The sequence below is a fragment of the Bradyrhizobium sp. LTSPM299 genome, from assembly GCF_000938235.1.
Taxonomy (GTDB): domain Bacteria; phylum Pseudomonadota; class Alphaproteobacteria; order Rhizobiales; family Xanthobacteraceae; genus Bradyrhizobium.
Genome location: NZ_JYMU01000056.1, coordinates 1 through 15,773, shown reverse-complemented (window position 1 = coordinate 15,773; position 15,773 = coordinate 1). Strand labels below are relative to the sequence as shown.

General features: G+C 59.1%; 11 protein-coding genes and 1 tRNA gene. 7 read left to right on the top strand and 5 right to left on the bottom strand.

Features of this window, described 5'->3' with window-relative positions; translation table 11 throughout:
* Positions 1-9: 9 nt before the first annotated feature.
* On the bottom strand, positions 10-996 hold the full coding sequence (locus UP10_RS44615; protein ID WP_156180308.1) for a M48 family metalloprotease: 987 nt from the start codon (positions 994-996) through the stop codon (positions 10-12).
* Positions 956-2,302, bottom strand: coding sequence for a clostripain-related cysteine peptidase (locus UP10_RS28410; protein WP_044590533.1), 1,347 nt, complete (start codon positions 2,300-2,302; stop codon positions 956-958). Before UP10_RS28410 ends, UP10_RS44615 begins: the two co-directional genes overlap by 41 nt.
* Positions 2,303-2,799: 497 nt before the next feature.
* On the opposite strand from UP10_RS28410, the gene UP10_RS28405 reads away from it, so the two are divergent.
* Positions 2,800-5,067, top strand: coding sequence for a T6SS phospholipase effector Tle1-like catalytic domain-containing protein (locus tag UP10_RS28405; RefSeq protein WP_044590532.1), 2,268 nt, complete (start codon positions 2,800-2,802; stop codon positions 5,065-5,067).
* Between the two features lie 290 nt (positions 5,068-5,357).
* Here the strand turns inward: UP10_RS28405 and UP10_RS28400 are convergent, their stop codons facing one another.
* Positions 5,358-7,283, bottom strand: a complete 1,926-nt coding sequence (locus tag UP10_RS28400) for a hypothetical protein (protein ID WP_044590531.1) — start codon at positions 7,281-7,283, stop codon at positions 5,358-5,360.
* Between the two features lie 1,291 nt (positions 7,284-8,574).
* Between UP10_RS28400 and UP10_RS28395 the strand changes: the two genes are divergently transcribed.
* Positions 8,575-9,021, top strand: coding sequence for a hypothetical protein (locus UP10_RS28395; protein WP_044590530.1), 447 nt, complete (start codon positions 8,575-8,577; stop codon positions 9,019-9,021).
* A gap of 1,159 nt (positions 9,022-10,180) precedes the next feature.
* A complete protein-coding gene (locus UP10_RS42205) occupies positions 10,181-11,449 on the top strand; it encodes a site-specific integrase (protein WP_050043830.1) in 1,269 nt (422 codons plus the stop codon).
* Between the two features lie 9 nt (positions 11,450-11,458).
* On the opposite strand, the gene UP10_RS28380 is transcribed toward UP10_RS42205, so the two are convergent.
* On the bottom strand, positions 11,459-11,686 hold the full coding sequence (locus tag UP10_RS28380) for a hypothetical protein (protein WP_044590529.1): 228 nt from the start codon (positions 11,684-11,686) through the stop codon (positions 11,459-11,461).
* A 68-nt stretch (positions 11,687-11,754) separates the two neighbouring features.
* A tRNA-Pro gene (locus tag UP10_RS28375) sits at positions 11,755-11,831 on the bottom strand.
* Positions 11,832-11,900: 69 nt separating this feature from the next.
* Here UP10_RS28375 and UP10_RS28370 point away from each other — a divergent pair.
* The 4 genes from UP10_RS28370 to UP10_RS28355 all read left to right on the top strand — a co-directional run bounded on the left by UP10_RS28370 (position 11,901) and on the right by UP10_RS28355 (position 15,451).
* Positions 11,901-12,893: an L-threonylcarbamoyladenylate synthase gene (locus UP10_RS28370; protein ID WP_044590528.1), complete on the top strand. Its 993-nt coding sequence runs from the start codon at positions 11,901-11,903 to the stop codon at positions 12,891-12,893.
* A gap of 67 nt (positions 12,894-12,960) precedes the next feature.
* Positions 12,961-14,388: an FAD-binding oxidoreductase gene (locus UP10_RS28365; protein ID WP_044590527.1), complete on the top strand. Its 1,428-nt coding sequence runs from the start codon at positions 12,961-12,963 to the stop codon at positions 14,386-14,388.
* Positions 14,389-14,405: 17 nt separating this feature from the next.
* A complete protein-coding gene (locus UP10_RS28360; RefSeq protein ID WP_044590553.1) occupies positions 14,406-14,849 on the top strand; it encodes a GNAT family acetyltransferase in 444 nt (147 codons plus the stop codon).
* Between the two features lie 20 nt (positions 14,850-14,869).
* Positions 14,870-15,451 carry an NUDIX hydrolase gene (locus tag UP10_RS28355; protein ID WP_044590526.1) on the top strand — a complete coding sequence of 194 codons (582 nt, stop codon included), beginning with the start codon at positions 14,870-14,872 and terminating at the stop codon, positions 15,449-15,451.
* Positions 15,452-15,773 lie beyond the last annotated feature (322 nt).

Genomic DNA, 15,773 nt, shown 5'->3' with positions numbered 1-15,773 from the left:
TGAGATTCCTCACTTTGGTGCGAGGGCCTCGTTTAGGCTGATCCATCTGCCAGCGCTATCTTCAACCTCAAGCAATTCGATCGCTTGGCGTGACACGATCCCAAGCGAGGATTCCTGAGACGTTGCGCGTGCCGATTCATATAAAATGCGTAGAAACCGCGCGACGTAGTCCGGATGGGATCCGGTCATCGCGACTCGAATCGACTGAGCACCTGGTGTATAGTCGAAGATCAAGCCAACACCGATCGGCATAGCGCTGCACAGCTTGGGGAAGGTCTTGGGGCACACGGCCTTTCGAACTAACGCATTGGTTATGTCCAAGATCGTCGAATACGCCGACGGTAACGCTGTATCTATGTTGCCAACAACCTTGATGGAATAAGAATCAGCTTCGAGCTCTTTCGCTTGCCCCGCCGCATCGAAGACGTGCATCCCCTTTATCTCATCATAATCACTGAGCCCGTGCTTCAAAACCACGTGCCCCAATTCGTGTCCCAGGACCCACATCAGCAACGTCCGACGATACTCAACGCGCCGCGCGGTCTGACTCCTGTCGTTGGTTGACCTACCGATCAAAGCGAAGCGGTCGATGAGGTTATCGATCATATGCAAGTCACAATCGATCAATTTTTCCCATCCGGAAGCTACACAGTTTTCTTTGTACAGCGATCGTTTCGCAAAGAGAGAATTGTAACTTTCGATTGTGACCACTAGATCGCCTGAGTCGACCTTTAGGTGATAGAGGATGACCGGAGGATCCCTGCTCGTCCATAGAGGGAGTATGGCATCTGCAAGTTTGTCTATGGTGCCGCTTACTTCAATCGCAGGTGGCTCATTTGCCTCCGTAACCGAAGAAATCAAACAAGCAATAATTATTAACAACGCAGCGGACGTCAGATGCCCTGAAATAGATCGAGCCTTACAGCGTGATTCTGGGTGACAAGACAATGCGAAGTCACCGAAGGTAAATTTGGAGGAAATCGGACCACCGCTCATGTGAAACGAAATCCACGGGGTGATCGCTGTTTGTCTTCACATAACCTTGCTTGTAGGGATCCGCATCAAAGTCCGATTTGCTGGCGGGGAAATATATGGCAATGCCTTTCGACCCTGTCGCACGCACGCTCGTTGCCGAAGCATAGTTTATGACAACGGTCTGCCTTGCAAGATCGAGCGCCGCTTGCGCACGGGTCCGACTAGCAGACTCTGTCGTCTCGGCGATGTAGAGCTCTAGAAAGGAGGGCAAATCAATCGAAGTATAAAGGCCGTCGCCCGCTCCATAAGTTGTCAACTTTGATCTGGCTTGCTCTACTTTTGCCCGCTCGGAGTCGATCGAATTTAACAGCGCATCCGCGAAGGACGAAACAGCGTCAGCCGTTGCTTCGATTTTTGAAAGATCGACGACTGAAAGTGTCGTCATATGGTGATCTCCGTAGCGGTTCTTGTAGGCCGCCACCACTGCACTAGACAAATCGAGTGGCGTCATAGTCGGGGTCCGCACGAGAGGGCCCATTATGGCGGTGTAATCCCAACCTGGTCCCGGCTCCAACTCCTCGCTCGATACCATTAACGCGGCGGATGTTCGGAATCCGTAGCCGGTCTCCAACATCGACATCAGGCATGCGTCGAACCCCACGATATCGAGCTTGCGCTTTAGTCGAGAAGAAGCATTTGCGATGCTTTTCTGCACATCGCTATTGTACAAGAAGTGTTTGGTGTCATCGTCGAAGGATACCGCTCGATAACCTCCTACCTGCGGCGTGTGCTCTGCAGCTTGGGAAAGACGCGTGAACATCGTGCGGTCGGTAGGCGGGATGCGGGTCGACGCATCACGTATGGATTCGTCGTCAGCCATCTGAAACCGCCAACCCTGGCCGTGATTCCAAATCACCAGCATGTATTTTTTTGCTGGATACTTCTCTAATGACCAGTTGATAAAATCGTCCAATGCGGCGGGTGATCCCATGTCAGAAAGTGCAGGATTCCTTCGAAGATCCAAGACTGCGGACGCGGGAACCGGGGCCTGACCCTTCTTCACATTGAACCGAAGAACGCCCGACCAACCTTCGGCTTCATGCGTGACGTGAGCGGACGGTCGCCCCATCTCGACAACAACATTCACTTTCGATGTGCTGCCGATTGCCGCAATTTCTCGGAAGTTGGCAAGCGCATCTGCCTCCAAGCTATTCTTGCCGTTCATGAACACCATCAACGTCCACTCTGCGGTGTCCGCGAGAACAGAGTTGGTTGCCAGACACATAATCGCAATCGAAACTAGCAACTTTGCTATTTGGAACTTCATTGCCCAAACCCCATCGCGCCAGCACCAAGCTAAATTGCTTTATTCTTTATGGGCGAGTATTCTTCTACTAGTTCCCTCTGGTTGTAAATCTGAATCGTGACGTTTTGCTACGAAAAGTTGCGCTAACCGACAATACGGCCGTTCGCTGTTGTACGTTTGTCTATTCCGGTCTGCCCCTATCAACGAACCATCAGGCCGGGAGGCCGGTTCGCCGATGTCTTCTCTCGTTTCCATCTTCGGCTAGCCTGAGTCGCCGCTCCTCGTCCACTAATAGGCTGGAAATCCAGACCGCTGAGGCAACCCCTCGCCACAGGTAGATGTCAGAGCCAGGCAGCTCAAGAATGATAAACACTCGCTGCTCGTCGCGAGATGGCTGCTTCCCTGGGTGTTGTGCAGTTCAGGTGTCAGGAATGCGACGCTATCTCTGGTTGCTCTAGTTTTTGAGCCTGTTAAGCTGCCGGCCATTTCATCGCATCATTTTTGGAAAGGCTCATGTAGTGGCCAGTCCTAAGGTCATTATCCTCTCGGACGGTACTGGGAACGCGGCCTCCAGCGTTTGGCGAACAAACGTATGGCGGATCTTTCAGGCCCTCGATCTCCAGGGCAATGCCCAAGCCGCAAAGTATGACGACGGCGTCGGCACCTCATCATTTGTGCCTCTCGCCATTCTCGGCGGCGCTTTTGGCTACGGTCTTAAGCGCAATATCCTTGATGCCTACAAATTTATTTGTCGAAACTACGACCACGTAAACGGCTCGAAGATCTACTTGTTCGGCTTCAGTCGTGGCGCATTTACGGCCCGCGTACTGGCTGCGCTCATCCTAGAGCAGGGGCTCATCATCGCGGATACAGAATCCGAGCTGCATGATGGTGCCGTAAAGGCTTATCGTGCGTATCGCGCGGCCGGCTACCACTCCGTGTGGCGGATCGAGGTCATATTTCGGGCCATACGCGATTACATCCTTGTACCGGTCTGGGATCGTTTTAGAGGCAATAAGCCGTACTCGGAAATTCGTTGCGCCACGCCACTCTCGATCGAGTTTGTCGGTCTGTGGGACACGGTCGCGGCTTACGGTTTGCCGATCGACGAAATGACACGGGGTATCAGTAACTGGGTTTGGCCTCTGGAGCTGCCCAATCGGGTTCTCAATCCCCGGATCAAGTGTGCGCGTCACGCGCTGGCCCTCGATGACGAGAGAACGACTTTTCATCCAGTCCTCTGGACTGAACAGACGGAGGGACAGCCCGCCCCGACGGTTCCCGTGACGATCGACGGCGAGCGCTTGGTCCAGGTGTGGTTCGTCGGGATGCATGCAAACGTCGGCGGAGGTTATCCCGACGATGCGGTCGCATTCGTTCCGCTAGCCTGGCTCGTTGATGAGTCGGTCAAACGCGGCCTTGTGTTCAAGAATGCACCCGACGCGGACCCGGACGCACTCAAATCTATCAAGTCGTCCGAGGACAAAGACGGCCGCCTCTATGACTCGCGTTCGGGACTGGGTGCATATTATCGATACGGTCCGCGCAAGGTGGCCGAGCTTTGCAACGACCCCTACGTCGGGGTCAGCGTCCCGATGCCAAAGATCCACGAGAGCGTGTTCGAGCGCATCGACAGCGGTTGCAATTCCTACGCTCCAATCGGACTTCCCCCTAGCTATGTCGTGGTCTCCCGGACGGGTCAGGTCGCCCCGCTGAGCGCCGGTACGTTCGAAACGCCGGTTCGCGCGCCGGTACGATACGCGGCACAAGAGAAGTTGTGGAACTATGTATGGCTAAGACGGATCGCTTATTTTGCGACGCTCGCGGCCTCACTCCACCTCGCGGCTTTCTGGCTGTTCCACGGTCAGAACAAGGAGCACGAGTTCGATTCCTATTTCAGGATGGTTTCAGAGTCCGTTCGCCTCATTGAGTCGTTTCTTCCGACTTCCCTCCACTGGTGGACAGACTGGTACGCGGGCAACCCGGAATGGTTCGCTGGCGGGATCATTGCTGTGGCTATCTTGATGGGAATCGGCGGCTCGCTAAGCGGAACGATCAGCGACAGGATGCGGATCATCTGGCGTGACCGCGCGAATCCGGCGCCGCTTTCCGGCATCGTCCAAAATGCGATCTACTGTTTCCGCACCAGCTGGCTCTATCAATGGGTCCTGAACACCGGGAGACGATACGTCGTCCCATTTTTTCTCGCTGCCGCCATGGTCTGGTTCGGCGCAACGGTGCTCAGTCATTTCCTGTTCAATGTCGCGGACTCGACGGGCGCATTCTGCAAAGGAACCCCAGCCAACCAGCTTGTCGCCGCCGACAAGGGCATACCGCAGAACGCCATCGACTTCGATACGAGTCTGATATGCGCTCCGACCGGGCTCGCGGTGCGCCCGGGGTTCTCATACGAGATCTCGATCACGATGACGGAGCCCTGGGAGGACGACGGGCGACCTGTCACACCAGGCGGTTACCGGACATCGACGATGCAAGGCCTCAAAGAACTGAATAGTTACGCGACGATCTTCTTACGGCGCATCCTTTTCCGGCCGTGGTACCGGCTCATCGCTCGCGTCGGAGCGACTGGTGTCGACGAATATTTCCTCGACCCTAAGCCGATATCGAACACCAGTCCCCAAGGCTACAAGGCCCGCTTCACGGCCGAGCGTAGCGGCGAGATATTCCTTTACGTCAATCAAGCCGTCATCGGACTCCCTTGGGTCTACGATTGGTTCTACGGCGATCACAAGGGCAGGGCCAAGGTGACAGTAAAGTTGCTGTAACGCGAGCTTAGGGCGCTATTGTCGGCATGGCTGTTCGATCGGTGCCATGCCAAACCTCGCGTAGGCATATCGGGGGGGCCAGCCAGCCCGGGTAGCCGATTTTGGGTCCCCTATTTGGAGAGCCATCGAGTTACTCAAAGTGCGCGATCCCACTGGGCATGGCTACTGCTGTTCGAAGGCCGCCATGGACCCAGGGCTTTGTCATATCAGCTACTCGCCTTGACGCTTTTTGTGTTCAGCCCGTCTTCAACCGAGCAGATCGACAGGTAGACGGGTGATACTCGAGGTCATTAGGAGCTTGAGGGTCGCTGGGTCAGTCCGGCAAGCCCGGCTACGACAAAGCTCGCAAGCAGCCATCCCATGAACCGATGGAAGGCGAAGTAAGCATTCTGGAGGAAGTTGAGGGAGTCGGTCGGCTTCTCTTCGAAGAACGCTGCATAGTGCGGGCTCAGCTTGGCGACAGGCAGGACCTCCTGGAAGCTTGCGCCCGCGCGCCAAAGCCACGCCTCGAGCGGGTTTCCCGTGACAGGCACGGGCGCGAGGACCAGCGTCCCGACGATTGTCAGCAGGAGAACCACCCACAGCACACGGAAATAGCGCGTGCCGATCCCGTAGCCGATAAATCCGCACAGCAGCGTCAGCCCGGCGTACTGCCGCCAGTGTCCGCGCCGCCAGAATTCCATCCTCGCCGCCTCGCGCTCGTCATACTGAATCTGGTTGGCTTCACTAAGATAGCCGGCCGACCGCAACTGTCTTGCCAACTGGAAATACGGCTGCGGCTCGACGCGTGACGGATTTGTGCCGCCGGCCGCAAACCGCTTCAGGAATGCAAGGCGTTCTTCGGCCGCCTGTGGCGCCGGAAACCGCGGCAGCGACTCGTAAGTGCAGCCGATGAGGTTGAGGATCGGGGGCAGAATGGCGACTGGCGTTTCGGCGAAAGGCTCGGAACCGAAAGCAAGGCTTTTGATGCTGCTCCCAGCAAGGTTCAACTCCATGCGCGCAACAGGCGCCTCCAGATCCTTTAGATCGAACGATAGCGACCGGGCGCGCGAACCCTCGAAAAAAATGCCGTCCATTAAACCGCCGGAGAACGTGACATCGCGATCGATCGTCGCATTGTTGAACCGGAGGATGGGGCAACACAGCCTGTCCACGTCCACGTCAAGGCTGACAACGCAATTCGTAAAATCAGCGTCCCTTTCAAGCAAGAGGTCCCGCCAACTGATTTCGCCGAACTGGCACCGATAGGCGATGAAACGGTCAGCGCGCGCCGCCGCCTTCGGAGATTCGTCTTTCGCCGGAGAGTTGCTCCAGTCAAAGACGGCGGCGCTGGTCCGTAACAGATGGATGTTACCTACGCAGGCAAGGTCGTAGAACCTCAGGTCACGTTCAACCTTGCAATACGCAAGGTTTAGGTAAGCCAGCTCGCATGAAAAGATATGTGCGAACCCATGGATGTTGGTCTCTCTTATCTTGATGCCAACGCCCTTCAGCCCGGCGATGACAAATTCATCACCGATCTCACAATCATTGATTACAACGGGAAAGCCCTTCGAGGCCGTGCTTTCGCTTTCACCTCTCCTCGTGATTCGGAAGGATTCGCAGCTGAAGGACTCGAGCTCCGCCGCGCCCAGCCGGGTGACGCTCACGCTCAGCCGACCAAACTTTCCACCGCGAACCTCTAGCCTTGGCGCGTCAAGGCCAAGCAGCTCGCATTTCCCGATTTCACAGGCCGTCAGTTTGACGCCACCGGCGCAAACCAGCCCGCTCGCAAACAAGGATGCGCCGTTCAGGCGGATATCCGCGGATCGCATGCTGACATTCATGATCTGCAGCTCGCCCACGATCCCGGCGCCGGCGACCGTGATGTCATCCTGGATCACGCTCTCGGAGATGCTGAACGAAGGCACTCCTTTGACTCCCCAAAGCGCGAGTCCGCCCCGGAAGCGACATTTTTCGAACGAAAGCTCGATCGTGCCTCCCTCCTTCGGCGCCGGGAAAAAGAAGTCGCCGACAATGTCGAAACCGACGAGCCAGACCTGGATCGGAACCAGCGAGCCGTCCGCCGCTGGCTTTGATCGCGCGAAAAGCCACCTCGACAATTCCTTCCCATTGATACGGCGTTGATCATCCGGCTCCTCGGGCGGGATTTCCTTACCGACCTCGATGGTACGTGACCTTTCGAAAGCACTGTCGAGATAGGTTTCGTCCAGCATGGAAGCACCTTCGTTCCTGCGCCAGCGCAACGACAGTCAATTCTAGACTAGCGTAACACGTGTATTCTCCACAATCCACACTTTTGCTCAAGGCTTGCCGGCCATCGCAGATATGGCCGGTACCGTCACGATATGCGGGGGCCACCTGGAACAATCCGCGTAAAGCTTCAGCCAATGTTATCCTCAAGTTCGGGCGTGCAACGTCGCGGCCACCGATATGCAGGTGTCCCGTAGAAGGAGAGCCGGCGAGTGATCGAGAGTGCGAGTCCGAACGCAAAAGCTACGCCTACGAAGCGGACGTAGTGTTCGGCACATGGAGCCATCCATCGCTTCAGCTTAAGTCGCATAGCTCAAGCCGTCCTTCTCGATCGACAAGCCATAAATACTGCGACATCTTGGCATCAAACAATCAACCGTGACCTCCTTGCAGTGAGTACTCGCGTAAACCCGGTGGGCTGAGACACCGGTCGGAGCATCGGACCAGGCGGTCCAGCACGCTCCTGGGAATGAACGACCAAAGCGGGGCAAGGTCGCAAAACTAAGCCCGACGAGAGACGGAAAAGCTTTAGACCGTCGAGGGTGACACGATCGTCGGACCGGTCGCGCCGATACCCTGCGTAGACAAGCAGAGGCGTAAGGGGGCGAACCGCACTACCCGCCCCGGCCACGACCATGGCTCCTCTGGTCCGACGTTTCCGACGCCGTTAGACGCATGGATCACTTTGCCATAGCGACAGCCGGCTAGGGCCCGGGTAGCGGATTTAGGGATCCCCTCGAAGGAGAGCCCGCGACGGCCCGAGCCCGCGCGTCCGAACTCCCGAGCGACGGCACATTCGCACATTCGCACAATCGAAGACCGTCGATATCGAGTACCGCGCACCATATTTCGCGGGAGCTTCGGTGAAGCTTTGAGGTTGGTTCGAGTAGCTATCCAGAGTAGCGGAAAAATTACACTGAGCCCGGGGGTCTCAGTTGTCTCAAAATAACTAAATAAGATGCAGGCCTTTGCATCTTGTTGGATGGCCACTGGAGCATCCCTGCGATCTGGAGTTCTACAGATGCCAGCAGCGCTGCCCGGCATATGGCTTCCTATTACCAATATCCAGTCATCTGTTATCGATCATCAATTGATTGCTGACACTCGTCCACACGAACCAGTTCCCAACGGCGAGTTGATCGATAATCCCAACGGGAAGATTCAATCATCATCCCGTCTCCTACCAATCAACCGATCTTGGCAGGCCGGGGATAGTAACCGGCCCGATCAGACAATCGCCAGCGGGTACGTCAGTTGATCGCCGATCGACTCGATGATGGTTGGTCGGCCTATCTGGTCACCCTCACCTTCCAACACCTCGTCGGCCCGCGGCATGTGGTGCTAGCTCGAATGAGGGACGAGGTTCAAAGAATCTACTCGACGCTCGTGACCTATGTGCATCGGAGACCAAGGACGGCACCGACCGACGAGCTTCCTGTCCTCATTGGGGTTGCCGATCTTCCTGTCACCAAGCGTGATAAGGCCAAGTCTCCGAGCTATTGTAACGGCGGACTCCACTTCCACGCGATCTTGGTATTGCCGCCCTGTTCTCGGCTCAAGGGATCGGTCGTCAACCACTTCACGTCTAATGCTGATCGGTATGCCGGACCGAACGGGTTCGTAGCCAACGTCCACGTCGCACCCGTGACCCACGACATCCACCGCGTCACCGACTACGTCTTCAAGTCGGTCATCAGGTGACGACTCTCCTATGAAGATGCCGTACTGGTACTGCCAAGGACACGAAACGAGCTCCCGACTAAGCCTACCATTACGTCACGGGTGCACTCGTCCGCTCTGCCATTGCGCCCTTGAACGGTGTCGTTGTTGTTGAGGGAGAGGACGTGATCAACCCGGCCAAGCAGGCGAAAAATGTGGGGCTGAATGTGGGGTAGAGTGCCATACCACTCCGAAAATAACCGCAAAAACAAAGCCTTAGGTATTTCGGTGGCGGAGAGAGTGGGATTCGAACCCATGGTACGGGACAAAACTTCGACTCGCCGAAGCGGGACCGAACTCGAATTGGGCGCGCGCTCATAATGGTCTTCAAAAACTGTGGACCGAACTATGCACCACAACGTTGGCATTCACGTTGGTAGAGAGATCGGCCAATCCACTAAATTATAATCAATTGCTTACTTACCATATTCAATGCCGGCCAGGGACAGATCGCGGCATTGAAAACGCGAGAGATTCCAGCAACTGGTTCGCGTCAAATACGATCGGAAGCCAATCGGGGAGGCCGCAGGAATCGAATTCCGTTGCAAGAGACCGAAGCCCTCGCAGCGCGGCTAGCATGCGCCGCCTTCTCTTCCGTAAGCCCTTTAGCTGTCTGCTGTCTGATACCTGGAGGGTGTTTCTTCGTTCAGATCGATGCGCGTGTCGCCCTCGACGGCTCGGCGTCCGCGCGACCGGAGTCGAATCCTTTGTCGTAACCGACCGCACCAGTGGCGTCAGCCCACTGTGCTTCGAGCTCCAAGCAAATTGTCCGATTCACCGTCGTAAGCCGCCGATTACCCCACCCACGCAGCGGTGGGGCTTCTCGAGGAGCGGATTTCGCATACACGTTGGACCTAGCGCCCGATCCGAGGGCAGCGCGAACTCATGAGTAACGCGTTCAATACATGCCGAAGCGCAAGATCGACAAGCTCGCCCGCGCGAAAGCGCGCCCCGATCCCGCCCAATGGGGCGAGGACGAAGTAATGACTCTTCTCGAGGCTGCTGTCGTGTTTTTTCCTCACGGTCCATTGACATTGTCATCGTTGCGTAGGGCGGCCGCCTCTGGGACTCTTGAAATTGCCAAAGTGGCAGGTAAAGATTTGACGACGCCTCGTGCAATCCGCAAATTGGTGAAGCCAACATGCCTGGCCGTAAAGCCAAGCCGCCACGACTCTGGTTCCGGGAAGACGATAGATGCTGGGTCATCCTCGATCGGGCAGGCGGAAAACGACTGCAGATCCGCACAGGTTGCGGCCGCGACGATGTTGATGGCGCAGCGAAAGCGCTCGAAACCTACATCGGCGGACGACACACCACCACAATCGGCGCAACCGACCCTGCCGTCCTCGCGATAGCTGACGTTCTCACAGCTTACGAGGCTTCCAAGCGTCCAAAGGACACGAACGACGAGCGTGCCTGGGCACAGCACGATCTGCTGCTGATACGCCTGCTCGACCTGAACCACTTCTTCGGGGACAAGACCGTCGGCAAACTCAAGGCCCAGCTGTGCCGCGACTTCGTGGACTGGTCGACCGGCACGCCGAATGAAAACAACAGACGGGCCGGGATTAAGCCGCGTCAAGGCAAAGTTTCCGATCAAACCGCCAGGCGCCGGCTGGAAGATTTGCGTGCTGCCGTCAACGCATACCATGCGGAGCACACGCTGAGCGTCGTTCCGAAGATTACCCTACCTCCCAAGGCGGAAGGCCGCCACCGCTGGCTGACGCGCAACGAAGCCGCGCGCCTGCTCGGTGCCGCGATCGGCTTCGTGTGGGATAACGAGCGAAGCTCCTGGAAGCGAAAGGAAGATGGCAACCTGTTGCGTCGCGAGCGCTGGATCATCCGGCGCCGTTACCCGGCCGCCCGCTTTTGTCTGATTGGCGTTTACAGCGCGCGGCGCGAGGAAACGATTCGGCGCACGCAATGGCTCGCCACCACGACGCATCCATGGATGAACCTCGACGCCATGGTCTATCAAGGCAAAGGCGCGCTGGAGCGGTCAACCAAGAAGCGGCGACCGCCAGCAAAGATCGCCAGCCGTCTGCGCCCTCACCTAGTCCGTTGGCGCAAACTCGACCAAATCCGATCGGCCGAGTTGCGAGCGGCTGGCATTCTGGGGAATGGCGAGCAGATCCGGTTTGTGGTCAACCGCATCAACGACGGTCAGCCGCTTGCCGGCAAGATCAGATCAGCCTGGGAAGGTATTCTGCAGGACGCGGGGCTCGGCGAAGATGTCGTCCGGCATTCGCTTCGCCACACCGCGGCAACATGGTTGATGCAAGCCGGCGTCGATATGTGGGAGGCTGCTGGCTGGCTCGGAATGACGGTGGAGCAGCTAGAGGCCAACTACGGCCATCACCACCCAGATTTCCAAGAAGAGGCGGCCGAAGCGTTCCGAGGGAGGCGCTGAAGGGCGCCCCTAATCGCCGCGTTCTATTCGTGCCCGGAGATCGGCCAAAATAAGGTCGTAGGTCCGAAGCGACGCTTTGGGGTGTTCGATCGTTTCTGGGGTGACATCACGCCCAGGACCATTTCCCTCGCGTTCGCCGATCGTCATTGTGCCATTTTCGAGAGCCGCCAGATCCTCGTGGATTTGATTGATTTGATTCTCGATTTCGCTGGCGTACGCTTTGAGATCGACCGCCATCGAGACCCCAAATCGTTGCGCATTTCGTTGCGCACAAAAATCATCGAAAGTATAAGTACTTGAAAGAATGGTCGGAGTGGCAGGATTCGAACCTGCGACCCCTGCGTCCCGAACGCAGTGCTCTACCGGGCTGAGCCACACTCCGACTAAGAGGCCGGCTTATAGCGTCGGGTTTCGGGGACCGCAAGGCACCGAATTGAGGATTTAAGTCACAGTGGAAACAGGCCTGAAAACGCTCGTTTTGCCCGCCGGCCTCGCCGCCACGGCCACCGCCGCCGGCGTTTTGGCCGAGGGCGGGCTGGTGGCCTTCCCGACTGAGACGGTCTACGGCCTCGGCGCTGATGCCGGCAATGCCGCCGCAATCGCCCGTCTTTACCAGGCCAAGGGCCGGCCGGCCTTCAATCCGCTGATCGCCCATGTCGCCGATCTGGCCGCCGCCCGCCGGATCGCCCTGTTCGACGGCCAGGCCCTGCGGCTCGCGACGGCCTTCTGGCCCGGTCCGCTCACCCTGGTGCTGCCCAAGGCCCTGTCCTGTCCGGTGGCGGAGCTGGCCACGGCCGGCCTCGATACCGTCGCGATTCGGGTTCCCGCCCACAAGGTGGCGCGCGACATCATCAAGGCTTTCGGCGGCGCCGTCGTGGCGCCATCGGCCAATCTCTCCGGCCACGTCTCGCCGACCACGGCCGAACACGTCAACGGCGATCTCGCCGGCCGCATCGACCTGATCGTCGACGGCGGCGCGGTCGATGTCGGCGTCGAATCCACCATCGTCGGCTGCTTCTCCGATCCGGTGCTGCTGCGGCCTGGCGGACTGCCGCGCGCCGAGATCGAGCGCGTGCTTGGCCACCCACTGCTATCTTGGGCAGCGGATCCGGAGAGCGACAGCGGCCAGCCGCTCGCCCCCGGCATGCTCACGTCGCATTACGCGCCGCGCACACCCGTCCGGCTCAATGCCGGCGATGTCCATGTCGGCGAGGCACTGCTGGCGTTCGGGCCGGCCAAGGTCGCGAGGGCCGAATGCGCCTCCGCAATCATGAATCTGTCCCCGCGTGGCGATCTCGCCGAGGCCGCCGCCAATCTGTTCGGCTATCTTCGCACGCTCGACACAAAAAACGCGGATGCCATTGCCGTCATGCCCATTCCGGACGACGGGCTGGGCGAAGCCATCAATGACCGGCTGCGCCGCGCAGCAGTCGGACGCGCATGATCCGAACATGTGAGAGCCGGTTTTTCGAAACGATCAAGACCAGACCGGGAGTGAAAGACCAAGAACAATGAATATCGTCCAGCCTGCCGTGCCGCCGCTTCCGCCCGAATTGATCCAGAAATTCCGCGCCGTCGTCGGCGAAAAATATGCGGTCACCGATGCCGCCGACATCGCGCCCTACGTGACCGAGGAGCGCGACCTGTTTCACGGCCGCTCGCCATTGGTGCTGCGCCCGGGCTCGACCGCGGAAGTGTCAGCGATCTGCAAGCTCGCGACCGAGCACCGGATCGCGCTGGTGCCGCAGGGCGGCAACACCGGCCTGGTCGGCGGCCAGACGCCACATAATGGCGAAGTAGTCGTCTCGCTGCGGCGCATGGACAAGATCCGCGACGTCGATGCCGATTCCAACGCCATGACCTGCGAGGCCGGCGTGGTGCTGCAAGTGGCGCAGCAGCGCGCAGCCGATGTCGACCGGCTGTTCCCGCTGTCGCTCGGCGCGGAAGGAAGCTGCACCATCGGCGGCAATCTCTCGACCAATGCCGGCGGCACCGCAGCGCTGGCCTATGGCGTGGCGCGTGAGATGGCGCTCGGGCTCGAGGTCGTGCTGGCCGACGGGCGGGTGCTGAACGCGCTGTCGAAGCTGAAGAAGGACAACACCGGCTACGATTTGCGCAACCTCTTCATCGGCGCCGAGGGCACGCTCGGCATCATCACGGCGGCGACGCTGAAACTGTTTCCGAGGCCGCGCGCGGTCGAGACTGCCTATGTCGGCCTGCAATCGCCGACGGCCGCCCTGAAACTGTTGTCAATCTCGCGCAACGAGGCGGCCGGCAGCCTGACCAGCTTCGAGCTGCTCGCCGATATCGCGGTCGATTTCTCGATTCGCCACGGCATCGACATCCGCGATCCCCTGACGACCAAGTACCCCTGGTATGTGCTGATGGAGTTGTCGTCGTCGCGCGAGGATGCCCGCGACACGCTGGAGGCGATCCTCACCAAGGGCATGGAGGACGGCATCGTCGACGACGCCGTGATCGCGGCGAATTTGAGCCAGCGCCAGGCGTTCTGGAAGCTGCGCGACGAGATGTCGGCCGCGCAGAAGCCGGAGGGCGGCTCGATCAAGCACGACATTTCGGTGCCGGTGGCCGCCGTCCCCGCCTTCATCGAGGAGGCGAATGCCGCCGTGGTGAAGCTGGTCCCGGGCTCGCGGCCGGTGCCGTTCGGTCATCTCGGCGACGGCAACATCCACTACAATGTCTCTCAGCCGATCGGCGGCAATGCCGCGGATTTCCTGGCGCGCTGGCACGACGTCAATGCCGTCGTGTTCGCGATCGTGCTGCGCATGGGCGGCTCGATCTCGGCCGAGCACGGCATCGGCGTGCTCAAGCGCGACGAGTTGCCCGACGTGAAAGACAAGGTCGCGATCGAGCTGATGCGCGCGATCAAGGCGATGCTCGATCCATTGGGGATCATGAACCCGGGAAAAGTGCTGTGAACGCGCCCTCGACGACAATGCCGACTGCCGCCCTCTCCATTGCTCCGATTGCCGACAGCGACGTCGCCGATGTCGTCGTACTCTGGCAGGCTTGCGGCCTGACCCGGCCGTGGAACGATCCCTCCGCCGACATCGCGCTGGCACGGCGCGGACCGAATTCGGCGCTACTGGTCGGCCGCGACGCTGGCGTAATCGTGGCAACTGCGATGGTCGGCCACGACGGCCATCGCGGCTGGGTCTATTACGTCGCGGTCGATCCCGCTCATCAGGGCAAGGGCCTTGGCCGCACCATGATGGCGTCGGTGGAAGACTGGCTGCGCGCGGCCGGCGTGCCGAAGCTGCAATTGCTGGTCCGGCGAGAGAACGCCAAGGCAAGCGCCTTTTATCAATCGCTCGGCTACGAAGAATCGACCTCCGTGATGCTCAGCAAGTGGCTCGACGGCCGCGACCCGACGCCGTGAGTGAAAGTTAGGGTCTGCGCATGAGCATTTCCGACCGCGTCCGCGTCAAGGACGTCCGCGTTCTCTCCAAGGCGCGTTACTTGCTCACCAGCACCACCTTCGACTACCGCCGCGCCAGTGGCGAGTGGCAGACGCAGATCCGCGAGACCTACGACCGCGGCAACGGCGCGGCGCTGCTGCCCTATAATCTGAAGACCCGCACCATCGTGCTGGTGCGGCAGTTCCGCTACCCCGCTTTCGCCAATGGCTACGACGATCTGCTGATCGAGGCGGCCGCCGGCATGCTCGACGACGCCGCACCGGAGCAGCGGATTCGTGCCGAAGCGGAAGAAGAGATCGGTTACCGGCTCGACCGTGTGCGCAAGGTGTTCGAGGCCTTCATGACCCCCGGTGCGGTGACCGAGAAGCTGCACTTCTTCGTCGCCGAATACGACGCCACGATGCGCATCGGCGAAGGCGGCGGCCTTGCCGACGAAGGCGAGGACATCGAGGTGCTGGAGCTTGCGATCGACGAGGCGCTCGCCATGATCGCCGACGGTCGCATCGTCGATGCCAAGACCATCATGCTGCTGCAATACGCAGCGCTGCATCTGTTTCGATGAAGGCTGATCCAACCTCCACCGTCGTCCCGGCGAAGGCCGGGACCCATATGTGGACGGCCCCCGTGGCACAAGAGCTTTGTGAGTAGATCGGAACGCTTGCATCCATATGTCCGGCCTGTTGATGCGACGCACATTGATCGCTGGCCAAGATGGGTTGCGCGACGCGAGCTCCAAACAACCCGGCGACCTGTTGACCGCCAATGGGTCCCACGGACTGTCTCGCATCGTTGATCGACCGATTGCTCCATCTGCTCTTGCAGCTTCCGGGTCGGCCGGTGGGCGAACCCGCCGGCCGGCCAATCTGTTAGGCGACGGCTCCCAT